16 protein-coding genes are annotated in these 18,927 nt (G+C 72.0%); 6 read left to right on the forward strand and 10 right to left on the reverse strand.

Features of this window, described 5'->3' with window-relative positions:
* The first annotated feature begins 47 nt into the window (after positions 1-47).
* A complete protein-coding gene (idi, locus tag AB5L52_RS07285; RefSeq protein ID WP_351029803.1) occupies positions 48-641 on the forward strand; it encodes an isopentenyl-diphosphate Delta-isomerase in 594 nt (197 codons plus the stop codon).
* Positions 642-800: 159 nt separating this feature from the next.
* Here the strand turns inward: idi and AB5L52_RS07290 are convergent, their stop codons facing one another.
* Both AB5L52_RS07290 and AB5L52_RS07295 read right to left on the reverse strand, forming a co-directional pair.
* Positions 801-1,295, reverse strand: a complete 495-nt coding sequence (locus AB5L52_RS07290) for an ATP-binding protein (protein ID WP_351029892.1) — start codon at positions 1,293-1,295, stop codon at positions 801-803.
* Positions 1,296-1,469: 174 nt separating this feature from the next.
* Positions 1,470-2,069, reverse strand: a complete 600-nt coding sequence (locus AB5L52_RS07295; protein WP_351029805.1) for a DUF308 domain-containing protein — start codon at positions 2,067-2,069, stop codon at positions 1,470-1,472.
* Positions 2,070-2,239: 170 nt separating this feature from the next.
* Here AB5L52_RS07295 and AB5L52_RS07300 point away from each other — a divergent pair, with 170 nt between their 5' ends.
* Entirely contained in the window at positions 2,240-2,995 is a 756-nt protein-coding gene (locus AB5L52_RS07300) for an enoyl-CoA hydratase/isomerase family protein (RefSeq protein ID WP_351029806.1), read from the forward strand.
* On the opposite strand, the gene AB5L52_RS07305 is transcribed toward AB5L52_RS07300, so the two are convergent.
* Both AB5L52_RS07305 and AB5L52_RS07310 read right to left on the reverse strand, forming a co-directional pair.
* Positions 2,982-3,617, reverse strand: a complete 636-nt coding sequence (locus tag AB5L52_RS07305) for a DJ-1/PfpI family protein (protein WP_369363036.1) — start codon at positions 3,615-3,617, stop codon at positions 2,982-2,984. The two genes, AB5L52_RS07300 and AB5L52_RS07305, sit on opposite strands and share 14 nt — an antisense overlap.
* A gap of 46 nt (positions 3,618-3,663) precedes the next feature.
* Positions 3,664-4,623: a GlxA family transcriptional regulator gene (locus tag AB5L52_RS07310; protein ID WP_351563699.1), complete on the reverse strand. Its 960-nt coding sequence runs from the start codon at positions 4,621-4,623 to the stop codon at positions 3,664-3,666.
* A gap of 391 nt (positions 4,624-5,014) precedes the next feature.
* Between AB5L52_RS07310 and AB5L52_RS07315 the strand changes: the two genes are divergently transcribed.
* Together AB5L52_RS07315 and AB5L52_RS07320 are read left to right on the forward strand one after the other, a co-directional pair.
* Positions 5,015-7,432: a Tex family protein gene (locus AB5L52_RS07315; protein ID WP_369363037.1), complete on the forward strand. Its 2,418-nt coding sequence runs from the start codon at positions 5,015-5,017 to the stop codon at positions 7,430-7,432.
* Between the two features lie 459 nt (positions 7,433-7,891).
* Positions 7,892-8,119: a DUF664 domain-containing protein gene (locus AB5L52_RS07320; RefSeq protein ID WP_369363038.1), complete on the forward strand. Its 228-nt coding sequence runs from the start codon at positions 7,892-7,894 to the stop codon at positions 8,117-8,119.
* Between the two features lie 65 nt (positions 8,120-8,184).
* Here the strand turns inward: AB5L52_RS07320 and AB5L52_RS07325 are convergent, their stop codons facing one another.
* Entirely contained in the window at positions 8,185-9,825 is a 1,641-nt protein-coding gene (locus AB5L52_RS07325; RefSeq protein WP_369363039.1) for an ABC-F family ATP-binding cassette domain-containing protein, read from the reverse strand.
* A gap of 144 nt (positions 9,826-9,969) precedes the next feature.
* Positions 9,970-10,995: an oxidoreductase gene (locus tag AB5L52_RS07330; RefSeq protein ID WP_369363040.1), complete on the reverse strand. Its 1,026-nt coding sequence runs from the start codon at positions 10,993-10,995 to the stop codon at positions 9,970-9,972.
* 77 nt (positions 10,996-11,072) lie between these two features.
* Between AB5L52_RS07330 and AB5L52_RS07335 the strand changes: the two genes are divergently transcribed.
* Positions 11,073-12,011: an FAD-dependent oxidoreductase gene (locus tag AB5L52_RS07335; protein WP_369363041.1), complete on the forward strand. Its 939-nt coding sequence runs from the start codon at positions 11,073-11,075 to the stop codon at positions 12,009-12,011.
* A 226-nt stretch (positions 12,012-12,237) separates the two neighbouring features.
* On the opposite strand, the gene AB5L52_RS07340 is transcribed toward AB5L52_RS07335, so the two are convergent.
* Positions 12,238-14,220: a Xaa-Pro dipeptidyl-peptidase gene (locus AB5L52_RS07340; RefSeq protein WP_369363042.1), complete on the reverse strand. Its 1,983-nt coding sequence runs from the start codon at positions 14,218-14,220 to the stop codon at positions 12,238-12,240.
* 185 nt (positions 14,221-14,405) lie between these two features.
* Here AB5L52_RS07340 and AB5L52_RS07345 point away from each other — a divergent pair, with 185 nt between their 5' ends.
* Positions 14,406-15,920 carry a M1 family metallopeptidase gene (locus AB5L52_RS07345; protein ID WP_369363043.1) on the forward strand — a complete coding sequence of 505 codons (1,515 nt, stop codon included), beginning with the start codon at positions 14,406-14,408 and terminating at the stop codon, positions 15,918-15,920.
* Between the two features lie 12 nt (positions 15,921-15,932).
* Here AB5L52_RS07345 and AB5L52_RS07350 read toward each other — a convergent pair whose 3' ends face one another.
* From AB5L52_RS07350 to AB5L52_RS07360, 3 genes are read right to left on the reverse strand one after another with little or no spacing between them, the layout of a single operon-like run.
* Positions 15,933-16,850: a PfkB family carbohydrate kinase gene (locus AB5L52_RS07350; protein ID WP_369363044.1), complete on the reverse strand. Its 918-nt coding sequence runs from the start codon at positions 16,848-16,850 to the stop codon at positions 15,933-15,935.
* Positions 16,847-17,335: a macro domain-containing protein gene (locus AB5L52_RS07355; RefSeq protein ID WP_351563681.1), complete on the reverse strand. Its 489-nt coding sequence runs from the start codon at positions 17,333-17,335 to the stop codon at positions 16,847-16,849. The genes AB5L52_RS07350 and AB5L52_RS07355 overlap by 4 nt, the downstream gene beginning before the upstream one ends.
* 42 nt (positions 17,336-17,377) lie before the next feature.
* Positions 17,378-18,841, reverse strand: a complete 1,464-nt coding sequence (locus AB5L52_RS07360; protein ID WP_351029823.1) for an amino acid permease — start codon at positions 18,839-18,841, stop codon at positions 17,378-17,380.
* Positions 18,842-18,927 lie beyond the last annotated feature (86 nt).

The following is an 18,927-nucleotide window of genomic DNA, read 5'->3' on the forward strand; positions in this document are numbered from 1 at the left end:
ATTCGTACGGCAGACTTGGGGTGCGAAGACCGAGGCGAAGGATGGGTATGCCGATCACACCTGCCACCGCGACGCACAGCTCGTCGAATGGCACCGAAGAGGCGATTCTGCTGGAACTGGTCGACGAGAACGGTGTCACGATCGGTACGGCGGAGAAGCTCGCCGCCCATCAGCCGCCCGGACAGCTGCATCGCGCGTTCTCGGTGTTCCTCTTCGACGAACAGGGCCGGTTGCTGCTCCAGCAGCGGGCGCTCGGCAAGTACCACTCCCCCGGTGTGTGGTCCAACACCTGCTGCGGCCACCCCTACCCCGGTGAGTCTCCCTTCGCCGCCGCGGCCCGGCGCACGTTCGAGGAGCTGGGCGTCTCCCCGTCGCTGCTGGCGGAGGCGGGCAGGGTGCGCTACAACCACCCGGACCCGACCTCGGGCCTGGTCGAGCAGGAGTACAACCACCTCTTCGTCGGCCTGGTACAGGCGCCGCTCGCACCGGACCCGGAGGAGGTCGGCGGGACCGCCTTCGTGACGGCGGCCGAACTGACGGAACGGCACGAGCGCGACCCGTTCTCGGCGTGGTTCATGACCGTCCTGGACGCGGCCCGCCCGGCGATCAGGGAACTGACGGGCCCGTCCGCGGGCTGGTGAGCGGCGCTACGACAGCAGACGGAGCCGCGGCGCGAGCGGGCTACGGCGCCAGGACAGCGTCGCCAGGCATCGCGGCGCTACGGCAGCGTCGCCGGGGATTGCGGCGCTACGACAGCACGGGCGGGCTGCGGCTGGGCGACAGCGCCGGGGGCTGCCGTGCTACGGCAGTGTCACCGGCTTGAGCGGCAGGGCGGCCCAGATCACCTTGCCGCCGCCCGCGGTGTGCTCCACATCGACGGTTCCGCCCGCCTCCCGCGCCACCTCGCGGACCAGGAGCAGGCCCCGGCCGCCGGTCTGGCCGTGATCGGCCTCCAGGGCGGTCGGGCGGTAGGGATGGTTGTCCTCCACGGACACCCGCACCCACTCGGCTCCGACGGCGACCTCCACGGCCAGCGTCGGCGACAGCAGCGCCGCGTGCCGGACCGCGTTGGTGACCAGCTCGGAGACGATCAGCAGCAGGCCGTACTCCAGCTCGTCGGAGACCGGCACGCCCTGGCGCAGCAGCAGGTCCCGGACAGCGTGCCGGGCCTGCGGGACCGAGGCGTCCACCGCGGCGGCGGTGAAGCGCCAGACGCCCTCGTACGGCAGTGGATCGGGCGGCCGCTCGGCGCCGCCCACTGGGCGCGGGTCGTCCCCGCGCCCGTGGTTGTCCATCGTCCGGTCGCCACCCTCGCGCTCGATTGTCACCACACGTCGAGTGTTGGTAACGATCCGCGCCGGGCTACGTGCCTGAACACAAGTCAGCGATTATCGGGCGGTTTCTGACCGAGTGCGTATGACACGGTCACGTGTAGGACTGTTCCTGTCGCCGCAACGCCGGTTCGCGAACTAGTCAGGTGGTATGGGCCCGGACGGCCCCTGCTCGGAGACGAGCCCGACGATACGCCGCCCGCCGTAGCCGGTCGCCACGAGACCGAGGCCGTCGAAGAGCAGGGCGAGCGAGAAGAAGGCCCCGATGACGTACTGGCTGCTGCTCGGCCAGTGGCCGAGGACCAGGATCCCCAGCAGCAGGTCGAAGGCGCCGAGCAGCAGCGTCCAGCCGAACTGCGCGCCGCGCACGACCAGGCTGCCGACCAGCCGGAAGAGGCCCGCGGAGAGAAACAGCAGCGCGGCGAACATGGTGAGGGCGGCGGCCGCCGCATGCGGCAGCCGGATGACGACGACGCCGGCCGCGATGTTGAGGGCTGCGACGACGACGCCGAGCCAGAAGAAGCTGGTGCCGCGGGCCTGGATCGCGTGCAGCAGGCCGACGATCCCGCCGATCAGCAGCAGCCAGCCGAACAACAGCATCGAGGTGAGCGTGGCGATCGCGGTGTAGAAGAGTCCGACGAGCCCGGCGAGTACGAGGATCACACCGAGCACGGCGAGCACGCTGAATCCCCGGTGCAGCGCCGACGCCCTGTCCTTGCGCTTGCCGGCCTTGACCATTGCCAGCTCCTTGACCGCGGCGATCAATCCTCTATGAGGATCAATCACTGTTTTTCCCTTCTGCCCCCTTTCCCCTTTGTCCCCGCTGAGCCGGGTTCCGTAACTCGACGGGTGTTCTCGAACCGGGCAGCTCTCCCGGGCCGAGCCGGACCCCCCGGTACGATCCGCGCATGGAGCCCCAGCTGTCGCATCACGTCGAAGGCGCCGTCGCCACCGTCGTCATCCGCCACCCGGCCAAGCGCAACGCCATGACCGCGGCGATGTGGCGTGCGCTGCCCCCGCTGCTGGAGGCGTTCGGGCGCGACCCGGGCGTGCGGGCGCTGGTGCTGACCGGGGAGGGCGGGACCTTCTGCGCGGGCGCCGACATCAGCACGCTCCAGGGCTCGCCGGCCGAGGCCCAGACACTCGCGGTGGCCGCCGAGGAGGCGCTGGCGGCCTTTCCAAAGCCGACCCTGGCCGCCGTGCGCGGGCACTGCGTGGGCGGCGGGGCGCAGCTCGCGGCGGCCTGCGATCTGCGGCTGGCCGAGGAGGGCGCGCTGTTCGGGGTGACGCCGGCGCGGCTCGGGATCGTCTATCCGGCCTCCTCGACCCGTCGGCTGGTGTCGCTGGTGGGCCCGGCGACCGCCAAGTACCTGTTGTTCACGGCCGAGTTGATCGACGCCGGGCGGGCGCTCGGCACCGGGCTGGTGGACGAGGTGCTGCCGGAGGGCGAACTGGACAAGCGGGTCGCGGAGTTGACCCGGGTCCTGGTCTCCCGCTCGCAGCTCACCCAGGCCGCCGCGAAGGAGTTCGCGGGCGGGAGGACCGACCGGGACGCCCACTGGGCCGAGCGGGCCCACGGCAACCCCGACACCGCGGAAGGGGTCGCCGCGTTCCTGGAGCGCCGGCAGCCGCGCTTCACCTGGAGCGTGTCTACGTCAGGATGAAACGGCTCCGCTCACGCAGCGCCTCGACGATGTGGGCCGGGGCCTTGTGCGGGGATCCGGCGGCGTAGGGCGGCTGCGGGTCGTACTCCGTGCCCAGCTGGACGGCCTGGGCGTGCTCGTCACCGGCGATGCGGCCGGTCAGGGTGAGGGCCATGTCGATGCCGGCGGAGACACCGGCGGCGGTGACGTACTTGCCGTCCAGTACCACCCGCTCCTCCGTCGGCTCGGCGCCGAACCGCTTCAGCAGGTCCAGTGCCAGCCAGTGCGAGGTCGCCCGGCGGCCGTCCAGGAGTCCGGCGGCGGCGAGCAGCAGCGAGCCCGTGCACACCGAGGTCGTCCAGGTGCTCGTCGTGTCGACGGCGCGCAGCCAGTCGAGCAGGGGCCGGTGCTCCATCAGAGCCTGCTGGCCCGGGCCGCCCGGCACCACCACGACGTCCGGGCGTGTGACCTCGGCCAGCGACCGGTCCGCGACCAGTGCGAGCGCTCCGGTGTCGGTGCGAACGGACCCGGTGCGCTCGGCGACGAACACGGTCTCGGCATCGGGGAGGCGGGAGAGGATCTCGTACGGACCGACGGCATCCAGGGCGGTGAAGCGGTCGTAGACGACGATGGCGATCTGCATGGTGTGTCCCTTCATCGGGCATCGGACGGTGGCGGGGGGGCGGGGCTCAGTGGGCGACGGCGGGCCGGAAGCGGCGCCGGTACTCGGCCGGTGCCGTGCCGAGTGCCTTGACGAAGGCGCGGCGCATGGCCTCGGGGGTGCCGTAGCCGCTGGCGCGGGCGATCTCCTCGATGCCGTCGGCGGTGTCCTCCAGCAGGCGGCGGGCGTGCTCCAGGCGGACCCGGTCGACGTAGCGGCCGGGTGTCATGCCGGTCTCCTCGCGGAAGGCGCGGGCGAAGTGGCGCGGTGACAGCCGGGCCCGGGCGGCGAGCGACTCGACCGTGAGGTCGCCGCCCGGGTGCTCGGTGATCCAGCGCTGGACCTCCCGCAGCGGTGCGCGCTGCGCGGTCTGGGCAGCGAGCTGGGCGCTGAACTGCGCCTGGTTGCCGGGCCGGCGCAGGAACACCACCAGGTGCCGGGCGACGGCGAGGGCGACGTCCCGGTCGAGGTCCTCCTCGACCAGGGCGAGGGCCAGATCGATGCCGGAGGTCACCCCGGCCGACGTGGCGACGTGCCCGTCCCGGACGTAGATGGGCTCCGGATCCACGGTGACGTCCGGGTGGTCGCGGGCGAGCTTGTCGCAGTAGGCCCAGTGGGTGGTCGCCCGGCGGCCGTCGAGGAGTCCCGCGGCGGCGACCAGGATGGCGCCGGTGCACACCGAGACCAGCCGCGGGACGCGCGGTCCGCGGGCCCGGAGCCAGGCGATGAGCCGCGGGTCGCGCAGGCGTGTGCCCTGGCCGCCGGGAACCAGCAGGGTGTGCGGGTCGGCGGCCGTGGTGAGCGCCTCGTCCGGTACGAGGGTCAGGCCGCTGGAGGTGCGCACCGGGCCGCCGTCCAGGGAGGCCGTACGCACACGGTAGGTGCCCGGCGTGTGCTTCTCGGCGCCGGCGAACACCTCCAGGGGGCCGGTGACGTCGAGGCTCTGGACACCGTCGAAGAGGACGAAGAGAAGGGTTCGCTGCGCCATGCCTTCGATTCTTCGCCGCCCGAGGCATGGCCGCAATGACACACTTCCCACCTTTTCTGCCATCGGGTGGGAGACCCGCGTGTTCCGCGCCCTCGCGGAGGTGGCACGGCGGACGGCAGGTGGCACGGCGGGACGGCCGCCGCCGTGCCGTGCCGCGCACCGCTGCTGCGCCGCCTGCGGCGGCCGGGGTCGCGCAGCGGGATGCCCTCGGCGAGCCGACGCCCGCTCCGGCCGCTCCGGCAGTCATCGCCCTGGACACCGGTGTGCGCGGAGCCGCTCCGGGCGCGCCGATCCGCGCCGCGGCCCGCCGGGGAACCGCCCTGATCCCCGGTTGTCGGTGTCACCTGCCACAATTGCCGCGCAACCTCAGTGGAGAAGGCGGTACGGGATCGTGACGACACCCGGATCCATCGAAGCAGGATCCATCGAAGGCAGGATCGCCGAGGAACTCGGCGTACGGGAGCGGCAGGTGAAGGCCGCGGTGGAACTGCTCGACGGCGGTTCGACCGTGCCCTTCATCGCCCGCTACCGCAAGGAAGCGACCGAGATGCTCGACGACGCGCAGCTGCGCACGATCGAGGAGCGGCTGCGCTATCTGCGGGAGCTGGAGGAGCGGCGGACCGCGATCCTGGAGTCGGTGCGCGAGCAGGGCAAGCTCACCGAGGAGCTGGAGGCCCAGATCCGCGGCGCCGAGACCAAGGCGCGCCTGGAGGACATCTACCTCCCGTACAAGCCCAAGCGGCGCACCAAGGCGCAGATCGCGCGCGAAGCCGGTCTGGAGCCGCTGGCGGAGGGCCTGCTGGGCGACCCGACGGTGGAGCCGCTGGCGGCCGCCGCCGCGTTCGTGGACGCCGACAAGGGCGTCGCCGATCCGCAGGCCGCCCTGGACGGCGCGCGGGCGATCCTCACCGAGCGGTTCTCGGAGGACGCGGACCTGATCGGCGAGCTGCGCGAGCGCATGTGGGTGCGCGGGCGGCTGGCCGCGAAGGTGCGCGAGGGCAAGGAGGAGGCCGGCGCCAAGTTCGCCGACTACTTCGACTTCGCCGAGCCGTTCACCGAGCTGCCCTCGCACCGCATCCTCGCGATGCTGCGCGGCGAGAAGGAGGAGGTCCTCGATCTCGTCCTGGAGCCGGAGGAGGCCGTGGAGGGCCCGTCCTCGTACGAGGGCATGGTCGCGCACCGCTTCGGGATCGCCGACCGGGGCCGGCCGGCCGACAAGTGGCTGTCGGACACGGTCCGCTGGGCCTGGCGCACCCGCATCCTCGTCCACCTCGGCATCGACCTGCGGCTCAGGCTGCGCACGGCCGCCGAGGACGAGGCGGTGAACGTCTTCGCGGCGAACCTGCGCGACCTGCTGCTGGCCGCCCCGGCCGGCACGCGCGCGACGCTGGGCCTGGACCCCGGTTTCCGTACGGGCGTGAAGGTCGCCGTGGTCGACGCGACCGGCAAGGTCGTCGCCACGGACGTGATCTACCCGCACGTCCCGGCCAACAAGTGGGACCAGGCCCTCGCCAAGCTGGCCCGGCTGGCGCAGGAGCACGCGGTGGAGCTGGTCGCCATCGGCAACGGCACGGCGTCCCGCGAGACCGACAAGCTCGCCGGTGAACTGATCGCCAAGCACCCGGAGTTGAAGCTCACCAAGGTGATGGTGTCCGAGGCGGGCGCGTCGGTGTACTCGGCGTCGCAGTACGCCTCGCAGGAGCTGCCCGACATGGACGTGTCGCTGCGCGGCGCGGTGTCCATCGCCCGGCGGCTGCAGGACCCGCTGGCCGAGCTGGTGAAGATCGACCCGAAGTCCATCGGCGTCGGCCAGTACCAGCACGACCTGTCCGAGGTGAAGCTGTCCCGCTCGCTGGACGCGGTGGTCGAGGACTGTGTGAACGGCGTCGGTGTGGACGTCAACACCGCGTCCGTGCCGCTGCTTTCGCGGGTGTCCGGCATCTCCTCGGGCCTCGCCGAGAACATCGTGGCGCACCGGGACGCGAACGGCCCGTTCACCTCCCGCTCGGAGCTGAAGAAGGTGGCGCGGCTCGGCCCGAAGGCGTTCGAGCAGTGCGCGGGCTTCCTGCGCATCCGCGGCGGCGACGACCCGCTGGACTTCTCCAGCGTGCACCCCGAGGCCTACCCGGTGGTCCGCCGCATGGTGAAGACCACGGGCCAGGAGGTGGCCGCCCTCATCGGCAACACGGGTGTGCTGCGCTCGCTGAAGCCCACCGAATTCGTGGACGACACCTTCGGTCTGCCGACGGTGACGGACATCCTCAAGGAGCTGGAGAAGCCGGGGCGCGACCCGCGTCCGGCCTTCAAGACGGCCACCTTCAAGGAGGGCGTGGAGAAGATCTCCGACCTGTCCGCCGGGATGATCCTGGAGGGCGTGGTGACGAACGTGGCCGCCTTCGGCGCGTTCGTGGACGTCGGCGTCCACCAGGACGGCCTGGTGCATGTGTCGGCGATGTCCAGGACGTTCGTCAAGGACCCGCGCGATGTCGCCAAGCCCGGTGACATCGTCAAGGTGAAGGTCCTGGACGTGGACATCCCGCGCAAGCGGATCGCCCTGACCTTGCGCCTGGACGACGAGGCGGCCCCGCAGGGCGGCCAGGGCGGCGGCGGTCGCCAGCAGCGCGGCGGCGGACGGCCGCCCCAGCAGCGCCAGGGCGGCCAGGGCGGCCAGGGGCAGGGCCAGCGCCAGGGCCGCGGTGGTGGCGGAGGCGGTGGCGACCGCGGCGGACGCCAGGCGCCGGCACCGGCCAACAGTGCGATGGCCGACGCGCTGCGCCGCGCGGGTCTGCTCGACCCGAAGAAGCGCTGACCGGACGGGGCCGGGGCCATTGCGGCTCCGGCCCCGTGCCGTACGGTGCCGGATATCACGATGCCGGTGCTGCGGCACGCACTCCACCGGGGGCCGGGCGAGCGGCAGTTCCTGATGGCCTGGGTGTCGGTGCCGGATCTGACGGTACGACCGTCCCGCTAGACGTACACCCATCTCGCCCGCACCGAGGGCGGCGCACGCGTGCGGTGCGCCGCCGGTGACTTCCGCAGCGACCTGGAGTTGGACACGGCCGGCCGCGTCGTCGACTGCTCCCGGCCGGCCCGCCGTCTCGCCCGGACCGGCCATTCACCGGGACGCCACTGTGGATCACCGGGGACGCGGAGCCGGACGCCGACCTGCGGGCGCGGGCCGACGAGGCGCGCGAGGACGTCATCGCCCGGGTACCGGACGGCATGGGCACACTCCGACGCGACCATCGCCGCGCTCCCGCTGGACGCGGTGGGCCGGATACCGGGCGGCCCGGGCAAGGACGTGACCCTGCACCGGATCCTGACCCACATGATCGCCGAGACCCACCGGCACGCCGGACAGGCCGACGTCGTACGGGAGTTGATCGACAGGTCGGCGGGCCAGCGCCCGGAGGGACTCAATGTCGCGCCGCACGACCCCGAGCACGTCGGCCGGGTAGAGCGAGCGGCGAAGGAAGCGGCAGCAGTAACCCCCTAAGGGGCGCGGGGCTGTTTCTATGTGCGGCTCCGCCACGGGCGGCAGCGGGCACGACCAGCGGAGGGCTACCGCTCGGTCACCTTCCCGTCCGCCACCTCCAAGCGCCTGCTCACCCGGACCGCGTCCAGCATGCGGCGGTCGTGGGTGACCAGGAGAAGCGTGCCCTCGTAGGAGTCGAGGGCGGACTCCAGCTGTTCGATGGCGGGCAGGTCGAGGTGGTTGGTGGGCTCGTCCAGGACCAGGAGGTTGACGCCCCGGCCCTGGAGGAGGGCCAGGGCGGCGCGGGTGCGTTCGCCCGGGGAGAGCGTCGCGGCCGGGCGCAGCACATGGTCGGACTTCAGGCCGAACTTGGCGAGCAGGGTGCGGACGTCGGCCGGCTCGGTGTCGGGGACGGCCGCGCAGAACGCGTCCAGCAGGGACTCGGTGCCGTGGAACAGCTTGCGGGCCTGGTCGACCTCGCCGACCAGGACTCCGGAGCCGAGCGCGGCGTGTCCCGAGTCCAGCGGGACCCGGCCGAGCAGCGCGCCGAGCAGGGTGGACTTTCCGGCGCCGTTGGCTCCCGTGATCGCGACCCGGTCCGCCCAGTCGATCTGCAGGGACGCCGGGCCGAAGGTGAAGGCGCCGCGCCGTACCTCGGCGTCGCGCAGGGTCGCCACGACCGCGCCGGAGCGCGTGGCCGCGGCGATCTCCATCCGCAGCTCCCACTCCTTGCGCGGCTCCTCGACCACGTCCAGACGCTCGATCATGCGCTGCGTCTGCCGCGCCTTGGCGGCCTGCTTCTCGCTGGCCTCGCTGCGGAACTTGCGGCCGATCTTGTCGTTGTCGTTGCCGGCCTTGCGCCGGGCGTTCTTCACGCCCTTGTCCATCCAGGACCGCTGCATCTGCGCGCGGTCCTGGAGAGCGGCCCTCTTGTCGGCGTACTCCTCGTAGTCCTCGCGGGCGTGCCGGCGGGCGACCTCGCGTTCCTCCAGGTAGGCCGCGTAGCCGCCGCCGTAGAGGTTGATCTGCCGCTGGGCGAGGTCGAGTTCGAGGACCTTGGTGACCGTGCGGGTGAGGAACTCGCGGTCGTGGCTGACGACGACCGTGCCGGCGCGCAGGCCGGTGACGAAGCCTTCCAGGCGCTCCAGGCCGTCCAGATCCAGGTCGTTGGTGGGCTCGTCCAGGAGGAAGACGTCGTAGCGGGAGAGCAGGAGGGAGGCGAGGCCGGCGCGGGCGGCCTGGCCGCCGGAGAGGGCGGTCATCGGCTGGTCCATGCCGACGGCGAGGGCGAGGGAGTCGGCGACGTCCTCCGCGCGCTCGTCCAGATCGGCGCCGCCGAGGCCGAGCCAGCGTTCCAGGGCGGTCGCGTAGGCGTCGTCGGCGCCGGGCGCGCCGTCGACCAGGGCCTGGGTGGCCTCGTCCATGACGCGCTGTGCCTCGGCGACGCCGGTGCGGCGGGCCAGGAACTCCCGGACGGTCTCCCCCGGCCTGCGCTCCGGCTCCTGGGGCAGATGGCCGACGGTCGCCGCCGGCGGGGACAGCCGCAGCTCGCCCTGTTCGGGCGGGGTCAGTCCGGCGAGCAGCCTGAGCAGGGTGGACTTGCCCGCGCCGTTGGCACCGACGAGACCGATCACGTCGCCGGGCGCGACGACGAGGTCGAGCCCGGAGAACAGGGAACGGTCGCCGTGCCCGGCGGCGAGGTTCTTGGCGACGAGGGTGGCAGTCATCAGGAAGCCGATCCTAATGGGCCCCGCACCCGCACCTCAGCCGCGTTTCCCGGCGGGCCGTGTGCCCGCACCTCAGCCGTGTTTCCGGGCGGCCCCTGTACCCGCACCCCGGCCACGATTCCCGACGGCCCCTGTACCCGCGCCTCAGCCGCGTCTCCCACCGGTGACCGGCGCCGCGAGCACCTCTCCCGTCGTACGGGCGACGAGGTACGCCTCCCCCTTGACCGCCCGCGGATCCAGCGGGACGCGGTGCAGGCCGGGCTCCAGGACTCCGTCGAAGACCTCGCGGGTGTGGGTGCGGTAGAGCCGGTCGAGGCGGTAGGCGGTGATCCGCACCCGGCACGCCGAGGTCACCTCGACCTCCGCGGCACCGTCGGCGCCGGCCAGCGTGGTGAGCCTGCGCTGCGCGTGCGGGCTGCGGTCCAGGGCGTGCTCGATCTGGGCGACCAGCAACGGCACGATCGGGGCCAGCCCGTCCACCCGGGCGACGTCGACCCCTGCGTGCTCGAAGGCCTCGCGCACGGCGGCCCGTTCGGCCTCGCCGACCGCGCGCCCGAAGGCGACCGCGCCGTAGCCGCGCAGTTCCTCGGCGAGGACGGCGCGGGCGTCCTGGGTGATGTCGGCGCCGATGCCGATGGTGCGCAGCGCGGCGGCCAGCTTGGCCAGGAACGCGACCCGGGCGCCGATCAGCAGCACGCGGCGGCGGGGCGGGCCTTCGCTCAGGGAGGTCAGGGCGGCGCGGTATTCGGCACCGTGGAAGCGGAACGGCCCGACGCCCTGGTAGCCGTTGAGTTCCAGGTCGGCGTGCTCGTCCGTCTGCCAGGCGAAATCCCGCCAGATGTAGTCCTCGCCGTCGCGCTCGATGACGGCGGTGACCGCCCCGCAGCCGAGGTCCGCGCACTCGGGGCAGCCGTAGATGACGAACCGGCCGTCCGGCAGCGGTGGCTCGGCCTCCAGCAGCAGCGCGCGCACCTGTTCCGTGAAGATGGCGGGCGGCACGTCCGAGGCGAGCGGCGAGACGGCGTCCAGGTCGGAGAGCTGGAACAGCAGCGGACGGCCGTCCACGACGAAGTCCACGAAGTCACGGTGAACCTGGTAGCCGCCGTCGGCGAGCACACCGCCGGCACGGATCGCCGGAGCCAGGCCGAAGGTCGCGTATGCGGCAGACATGTGGTGAGTATCCCCACGCCGGTACGAATGTGAGCGCGCCAGGAGAGACTCGTCCGGACAGGGCCTATCGTCCTGGCGTGGACAGCGAGCCGAATGACGAAGTGATCGTGGTCGGGAGCGGGGTCGCCGGGCTGACGACGGCCGTGGTGCTGGCCGAGTCCGGGCGGCGGGTACGGGTCTGGGCGCGGGAGCCCGCCGGGGGTACGACCTCGGCGGTCGCCGGCGGCCTGTGGTGGCCGTACCGCATCGAACCCGAGCCGCTGGTGGGCGCGTGGGCGCTGGCGTCCCTCGCCGTGTACGAGGAGTTGGCGGACCGGCCCGAGGAGACGGGCGTACGCCTGGTCGACGGTGTACAGCAGGGGATCCGGCTGGACGAACTGGGCGCGTGGGCGGGCCGGGTGGCGAGCCTGCGGGCGGTGGCCGACGGGGTGGCGGCGCGGCTCCCGGTGATCGACATGCCGGTGCATCTGGCATGGCTGCGGGAGCGGCTGGCCAAGGCGGGCGGTGCGGTGGAGATCCGTGAGGTGACCGACCTCGCCGCCGTGCCGGCGCCGGTCGTGGTCAACTGCACGGGGCTGGGCGCGCGTTCGCTGGTGCCGGATCCGGCGGTGCGTCCGGTGCGCGGACAGCTGGTGGTCGTGGCGAACCCGGGCATCACGACCTGGTTCGGCTCCGTCGCCCACGCCTCCGCCGCCTCCACGTACTTCATCCCGCAGCCGGGCGGGCTGCTGCTCGGCGGTACGGCGGAGGACGACGCCTGGTCCCTGGAGCCGGACCCGGCCACCGCGACGGCGATCGTCGCCCGCTGCGCGGAGATCCGCCCGGAGATCGCGGGCGCGCGGGTCCTGGCCCACCGCGTGGGGCTACGACCGGCCCGCGACGCCGTACGACTGGAACGGCAGTCCTTGCCGGACGGCCGCGTGCTGGTGCACAACTACGGGCACGGCGGGGCCGGGATCACGGTGGCGTGGGGGTGTGCGCGCGAGGCGGCCGGGCTGGCGTCCCCGGCCGCCTGAGCGGCCCTGCGCTGCGGCTGGGGCAGGGGTTGGGGGCACTCACCAGCGCTGTCAGGCCGATGGCACGGCAGTTCCCCCAGGGGTGCGGGGCTGTTTCGATATGCGGCTCCGCCGCGCGGGCGCGCCCAGCCACGGCGCACCGGCACCCGGCACCCGGCACCCGGCACCCGGCACCCGGCACCCGGCCACAGCCAAGTGCCCCCGCCCCCCCCAAGCCGCACAGCGACTACATCGGGATGCGCCGCACGGCGCTGGGCACGCCAACCCCTTCCAGGGTGCCAGGCGCCGGCGCCGGCGCCGTGGCCACCGTGCCGGACGTGGCGTGGGTGAACGCCGACGCGCCGCCGACCAGCGGCAGGGCGGCCGTCGTACCGGAGAGATCGACCGTGAGCGTCGGCTTCGAGGCGGGCGGGTCGATGAGGTCCTTGTCCGTGCCCGCGATGATCAGGGCCAGCCGGTGGCCCTGGGGGACGACATGATCGGTGGCCGCGAGACGGAGAGTCATCGTGTACGCCTTGCCCGGGGTGAGGGGAACGCCCTTGTCCGGGGACGCATAGTGGCCGAGGTCGGCCCAGCCGCGGCTGAACACGGTGTAGTCGACCTTGGCCGTCTTGGCCTTGGTCTCCTTGAAGCAGGCGCTGTCCCCGGCTGTGCTCTCGCCCCAGCAGGTGCGATCGGTGAGGGTGGTGATGCCCTCGGCCTTGTCGGCGTAGTCGCGGATGGCGTCCGGGCCGAGGTCGACCAGGACGGCGGACAGGTGGGCCGAGGTGGTGGTCGGGGTCGCGGTCACCGTCACCGTGGACGAGCCGGACAGGCGCAGGTCTTGGGTGAGGGGCGCGGTGAGGAAGCCCGACTTCTCGGGGGTGGGCGTGGTGAGGTGGGCCGCCCAGTCGGTCTCGCTCAGCTTCGGGTCGTCCGTGAAGGTCTCGGTGCCGGTCGCGGGGCGCAGGCCGAGCGTGCCGACGCCGGCCTTCGTGCCGGGGGCCGGGTGCAGGACCGTGCTGCTGGTGGTCTGCGGCGGCCAGACGCGGGAGGTGACCCACTGGTCGGGGTGACGTTCGATGTCGGCCATCGGCTCGCGGTCGATGCCGTTGTCGTAGCCGAGGAGTTCATGGTCGAACCACCGGTGCAGGGTATCGACCCAGGCGCCGCGCCGGTAGTCGAAGGGGTCGACGTGCCCGGTCTGGGAGAGCCAGATCTTGCGGTGCACCCCGTGCTGGGCGAGGGCGTCCCACCACTGGCCGAAGTGCTTGGTGCGGACGTTGAGGTCCTGCATGCCGTGCACCAGGAAGACGCTGGCACGCACCTTCGCCGCGTCCTTGACGTAGTTCCGCTCGGTCCACAGCGGGGTCCAGTCGCCGCTGCGCGGGCTGCCGTCGGTGAGTTTCTTCTGTACGGCCGCGCAGTGGGCCTTGGCCGGGTCGCTCTCCACGTCGCCGGCGAGGCCGGCGGGGCCGCCGTCGTACAGCGGGGCGCCCTGCGCGAAGTAGTAGTCGTACCAGGAGGAGATGCCGCTGATCGGGACGATGGTCTTCAGGCCTTGGACTCCGGTGGCGGCGACGCCGTTGGCGATCGTGGCGTCCCAGCTCTTGCCGATCATGCCGGTGCGGCCGTTGGTCCAGCCGGCTTGGACGGTCTTCGTCCCGGTCCGGCTCGTGTACGCCGTGGCGCGGCCGTTCAGCCAGTCGATGACGGCCTTCGCGGACCGGACGTCGGAGCGGCCGCCGACGTCGACACAACCGTCGGAGCGGTTGGAGCCGGCGAGGTCCACGCCGACGACGGCGTAGCCGCGGGGCACGAAGTAGTTGTCGTAGAACAGCGGCATCTGGACGACATGGCCCTGCGCGTCGTACGTCTTGACCTGGCTCTCGTTGCCGCGTCCGCAGCAGGAGTAGTAGGGGCTCGCGTCCATGATGACGGGCACCTTGCGGCCCTGGCGGGCGGGTTCGGCGGGCCGGACGATGTCGGCGGCGACGCGGTCGGGCTTTCCGTCGCCGTCCTGGTCGAGGCCGGTGTCGACCCAGACGGACTCGCGGATGGCGTGGGCGTAGGAGTAGACGGGCCGGCTCTCACCGGCCGGCCGGCCCTGGTGGGTGCCGGCTTGCGCGGCGGCAGGGGCGAGGAAGGCGGCCGTCAGGATGGCGACAACCGTTGTCGCGAGCGCTCTCCGGATCGTGAGGCGCCTGCGGATGGGAGTACGAATCGGCATGCGCGGACGGTACTCCGGTGAACTCCCGTGCAGAAGAGGACTTTAGGAGGCACGGGCGCTCATGACGGCTGAATGGCGATCGTGTGACAGCGGGGGCCATGGACAGGTCAGGGGCCACAGGGACTGAATAGGCTCCGAACAGAGTTCTCCGAACGGACCTGCAGTCCAGACGACTTGGAGCTTACGTGCACCGCAGAATCATCGCGCCGGGCGCGCTCGCGGCGGCCTCCCTCCTGCTGGCGATCCCGGCATCGGCCGCGAGCTACGCCCCCGGCGCGCCGGGCATCGGCGACCCCTACTACCCCGACTACGGCAACGGCGGCTACGACGTCTCGCACTACGACCTGAGGCTCCAGTACCAGCCGAAGACGGACGAGTTGCAGGGCACGGCGACGATCCTGGCGAAGACCACGCAGGACCTGTCCAGCTTCGACCTGGACTTCCTGCTGGACGTGAGCGAGGTGCGGGTCAACGGTGCCAAGGCCGCCTTCACGACCTCCGGCCAGCACGAGCTGGTGATCACGCCGAAGACGCCGCTGGCCAAGGACACGCCGATCTCGGTCGTCGTCCGCTACAGCGGGGTGCCGTCGACGAAGAGCGCCTACGGCTTCAACACCTGGCACCGCACGCCCGACGGCGCGGTGGCCGCCGATGAGCCCGAGGCCGCCTGGTGGTGGTTCCCCAGCAACGACCACCCGAGCGACAAGGCCACCTACGACGTGTCGGTGGCCGTGCCGGACGGCACCCAGGCCATCTCCAACGGCACGCTGCAGGCGACCAGTTCGAAGCTGGGCTGGACGCGGTACAGCTGGCGGGAGAACAAGCCGCAGGCGACCTATCTGGCCACCCTCGCGATCGGCAAGTTCGACATCACGACGAGCACCTCCGACGGCGGGGTGCCGGTCGTCAACGCCTACAGCAAGGACCTCGGCGACAACGACGGGGCCGCGCGGGCGAGCGTGGAGCGCACCGGGGAGCTCGTCGACTGGCTGAGCGGCTATTTCGGGCCGTATCCGTTCAGTTCGGCCGGCGGGTACGTGCCGAACACCACCACCGGGTACGCCCTGGAGACCCAGACCCGCGTCTACTACAGCCCGAAGCAGTTCGCGAAGGGCTCCAACGCCTCCGTGGTCGTGCATGAACTGGCCCACCAGTGGTACGGCGACGATGTGTCGCTGAAGGACTGGAAGGACATCTGGATCAACGAGGGCTTCGCGACGTACGCGCAGTGGCTGTGGTCCGAGCACGAGGGCGAGGGCACCACGCAGGAGCTGGCCGACTACGTGTACGCCTCGCACCCGGCCGACGACCCGTTCTGGACGGTCAAGCCCGGTGATCCCGGTCCGGACAAGCAGTTCGACGGCGCGGTCTACGACCGGGGTGCCCTCGCCATCCAGGCGCTGCGCAACGCGGTCGGTGACGACGCGTTCTTCGCCATCCTGAAGGGCTGGCCGAAGGAGCACGCGTACGGCAACGCCTCGGTGGCCGACTTCGAGCGGTACGCCGAGCAGGTCTCCGGCAAACCGCTCGCCTCGCTGTTCGGCACCTGGCTGTTCCAGCCGTCGAAGCCGGCCACATTCGCGGGCCACGCGGCGTCCCTGGCGAAGGCGGGTACGAAGCCGGCGCAGCCGAAGTCCTGGAAGAAGATCGAGGCGGCGCGCGACGGCCAGGAGCCGGGACGGCAGACGCAGGGGCGCTGACCTCGGGGCAGTTCAGGGTCTCGGTGCGGCCGCCCGCCCGAGCAGGTCGTCCCGGCCTATCGGCTCCGCTCGGGAGGCCGGGATCGTGCAGGCGTGCGCGCCCGCGATCGCGCCGTAGCGGGCGCAGCGCTCGGGCGGCTCGCCGCTGAGGCGGCCGTAGAGGAACGCGGCGGCGAAGGCGTCGCCCGCGCCGTTGGAGTCCACCACCGGCGCGGGCGGCGGCACCGCGGGCACATGGCTCAGCTCACCGTCGGCCAGGAGATACGCGCCCTCGGCTCCGGCGGTGGCGACGACGGTCCGGGCCCGGCCCCGCTCGGCGATGCGGCGCAGGGTCCGCTCGGGGTCGGTCAGTGCGGCGGCCGACAGGAAGACCGTGTCCGCCGCGTAGGCGAACGGCTCGTGGTACGGGTTCTCGCCGTCCCAGTCGTGCAGGTCCGTGGACAGGGGGACGCCCGTCTCGGTCAGCAACGGCAGGGCGTCGGCGCAGGGCGGGGTGATCGTCACGTGCACATGCCGGCTCGCCCCGGCCAGCATGCGCAGTCTCTCCGGCGGGAAGCGGTCGCCGGGGCGGGCGCGGCTGGTGTCGTACAGGGACAGGCGGCGGCCGTCCGGGCCGACGAGGTTGACCGCGCGCCGGGTGCCGGCGGGCTGCGGCAGCGCGGTCAGGCCGATGCCGTGCTCACGGTGCAGGGCCCGCACCAGGTCGCCCTCGGGGTCGTCGCCGACGAGGTCGAGGTGGTGGGTGCGCAGGCCGAGCGCGCTGAGCCCGAGCGCGACGAAGTCGCCGGTCTGCCCGGCCCGGGTACGGATCCCGGTGTCGATCATGTAGCTGTCGGCGTACGGGAGGGGCAGTTCGGGGACGTGGATGATCGTGTCCACCCCGGATCCGCCCAGCACCAGGACGTCCGTGGCAGGGGTCTGTGAGCTCATCCGGCGGCCTCTCCGTGGTCGTACACCGTCACCGCTGTGCCCCGCTTGATGAGCCGCTCGGTGATGAGCGGCTCGATGCGGGACCACTTGCCGCCCGCCAGGCCGCAGCCTATGCGGGGCATGTGCACGGAGGCACCGCGTTCGATCACGTCGTCGGCGAGGCGGGCGAGGGCGGTGTCGATGGCCTCGTAGCGGACGGGGACGCCCTTGCTTCCCGTTCTGATCCCGTGCTGGCCGATCATGTTGGCCACCCACACGGACGGCTCGACCCGGACCAGTTGGACGGCGCCCAGGCCGAAGTCGTTGTGAGCGCGGTCGCGGTGCCAGGTGCGGTACGCCCTCTCCGGCTCCGGCCAGCGTCGCGAGAGCGCGAGCACGAAGCCCTTCCCCCAGCCGCCGAGGTCGTTGCAGACATGGGCGATCACCTTGGCGCCCTTGACCGACGGCACGGTGGCGTCACCCCGGACATACTTGATCTCCGACATGACGCCACCGTAGGCGATGCCACTGACAGTGGCTCTGAGCTGCTAATTCGTCATCTCTGCCAGTTCCTTGTCGGTGTTCGCGGACACCCGGCGGCGCACGGCGAACCAGCCGGCGACCAGCAGGACGGCGATCACTGGGATCAGCAGGATGGTCTTGCGGCCGACGTCGGGGTCGTTCCACATCATGCCGAGGCAGACCAGCAGGAAGACGATCGTGGCGATCTCGGCGACCGGGCTGAACTTCAGCTGGAAGTGCGGCCGGGTCACCAGGCCGGCGCGGGCACGGCGGACGAAGACCATGTGGCAGATCATGATGATCACCCACGTGCTGATGATGCCGAGGGAGGCGACGTTCAGCACGATCTCGAAGGCCTGGCTGGGCACCAGGTAGTTCAGGCCGACGCCGAGCACGCAGACCGCGCAGGTCAGCAGGATGCCGCCGTAGGGCACCTGGCTGCGGCTCATCTTGGCGGTGAACTTGGGGGCGGAGCCCGCCATGGCCATCGAGCGCAGGATGCGGCCGGTGGAGTAGAGGCCGGAGTTCAGCGAGGACATCGCGGCGGTCAGCACGACCAGGTTCATCACGTCACCGGCCGCCGGGACGCCGATCTTCGACAGGACCGTGACGAACGGGCTCTGGTCGGCGGAGTACACGGAACCCGGCAGCAGCAGGGCGAGGAGGACGACGGAACCGACGTAGAACAGGCCCACCCGCCACATGATCGAGTTCACCGCGCGCGGGACGACCTTCTCCGGCTCGGCGGTCTCGCCGGCGGCCACGCCGACCAGTTCCAGGGCGGCGTAGGCGAAGATCACGCCCTGCATGACCAGGACGACCGGCATCACGCCGTGCGGGAAGACGCCGCCGTGGTCGGTGATCACGCTCAGGCCGGGGGTGTGGCCGCCGACCTTGTGCTGGGTGGCCAGCAGGAAAATGCTGATCAGCATGAAGCCGACGATGGTGGCGACCTTGATGATCGCGAACCAGAACTCCATCTCGCCGAAGATCTTCACCGAGATCAGGTTCACGGCCAGGACCACCGCGAGGGCGATCAGGGCGAGCACCCACTGGGGAATGCTGGTGAACATGCTCCAGTAGTGCGTGTAGAGCGCGATCGCGGTGATGTCGGCGATACCGGTGGTCGACCAGTTCAGGAAGTACATCCAGCCGGCGACATAGGCGCCCTTCTCGCCGAGGAACTCACGTGCGTACGACACGAAGGAGCCGGAGGACGGCCGGTACAGGACCAGCTCGCCCAGGGCCCGGACGACGAAGAAGGCGAAGACGCCGCAGACCAGGTAGGCCAGGGCCAGCGCCGGGCCGGCGTTGTGCAGGCGGCCACCGGCGCCCAGGAGGAGGCCGGTGCCGATGGCGCCGCCGATGGCAATCATGTTGATGTGGCGGGCCTTGAGGTCCTTGCTGTATCCGGCGTCGCCCGCGTCCACGGGCGTCTGAGCCGCCCGGGGGGTCGCGGCCTGTGCCGATTGCACGGCGTCCTTGCTCACGGGTGGTTCCACTTCCTGGTGCGCCCGGGCCTTGTGAGCCCGGGGGTCGTGCAGGGATCGGCCCGCACCACCCTGTCGAGTTGCGG

Source organism: Streptomyces sp. CG4, from assembly GCF_041080655.1.
Taxonomy (GTDB): domain Bacteria; phylum Actinomycetota; class Actinomycetes; order Streptomycetales; family Streptomycetaceae; genus Streptomyces.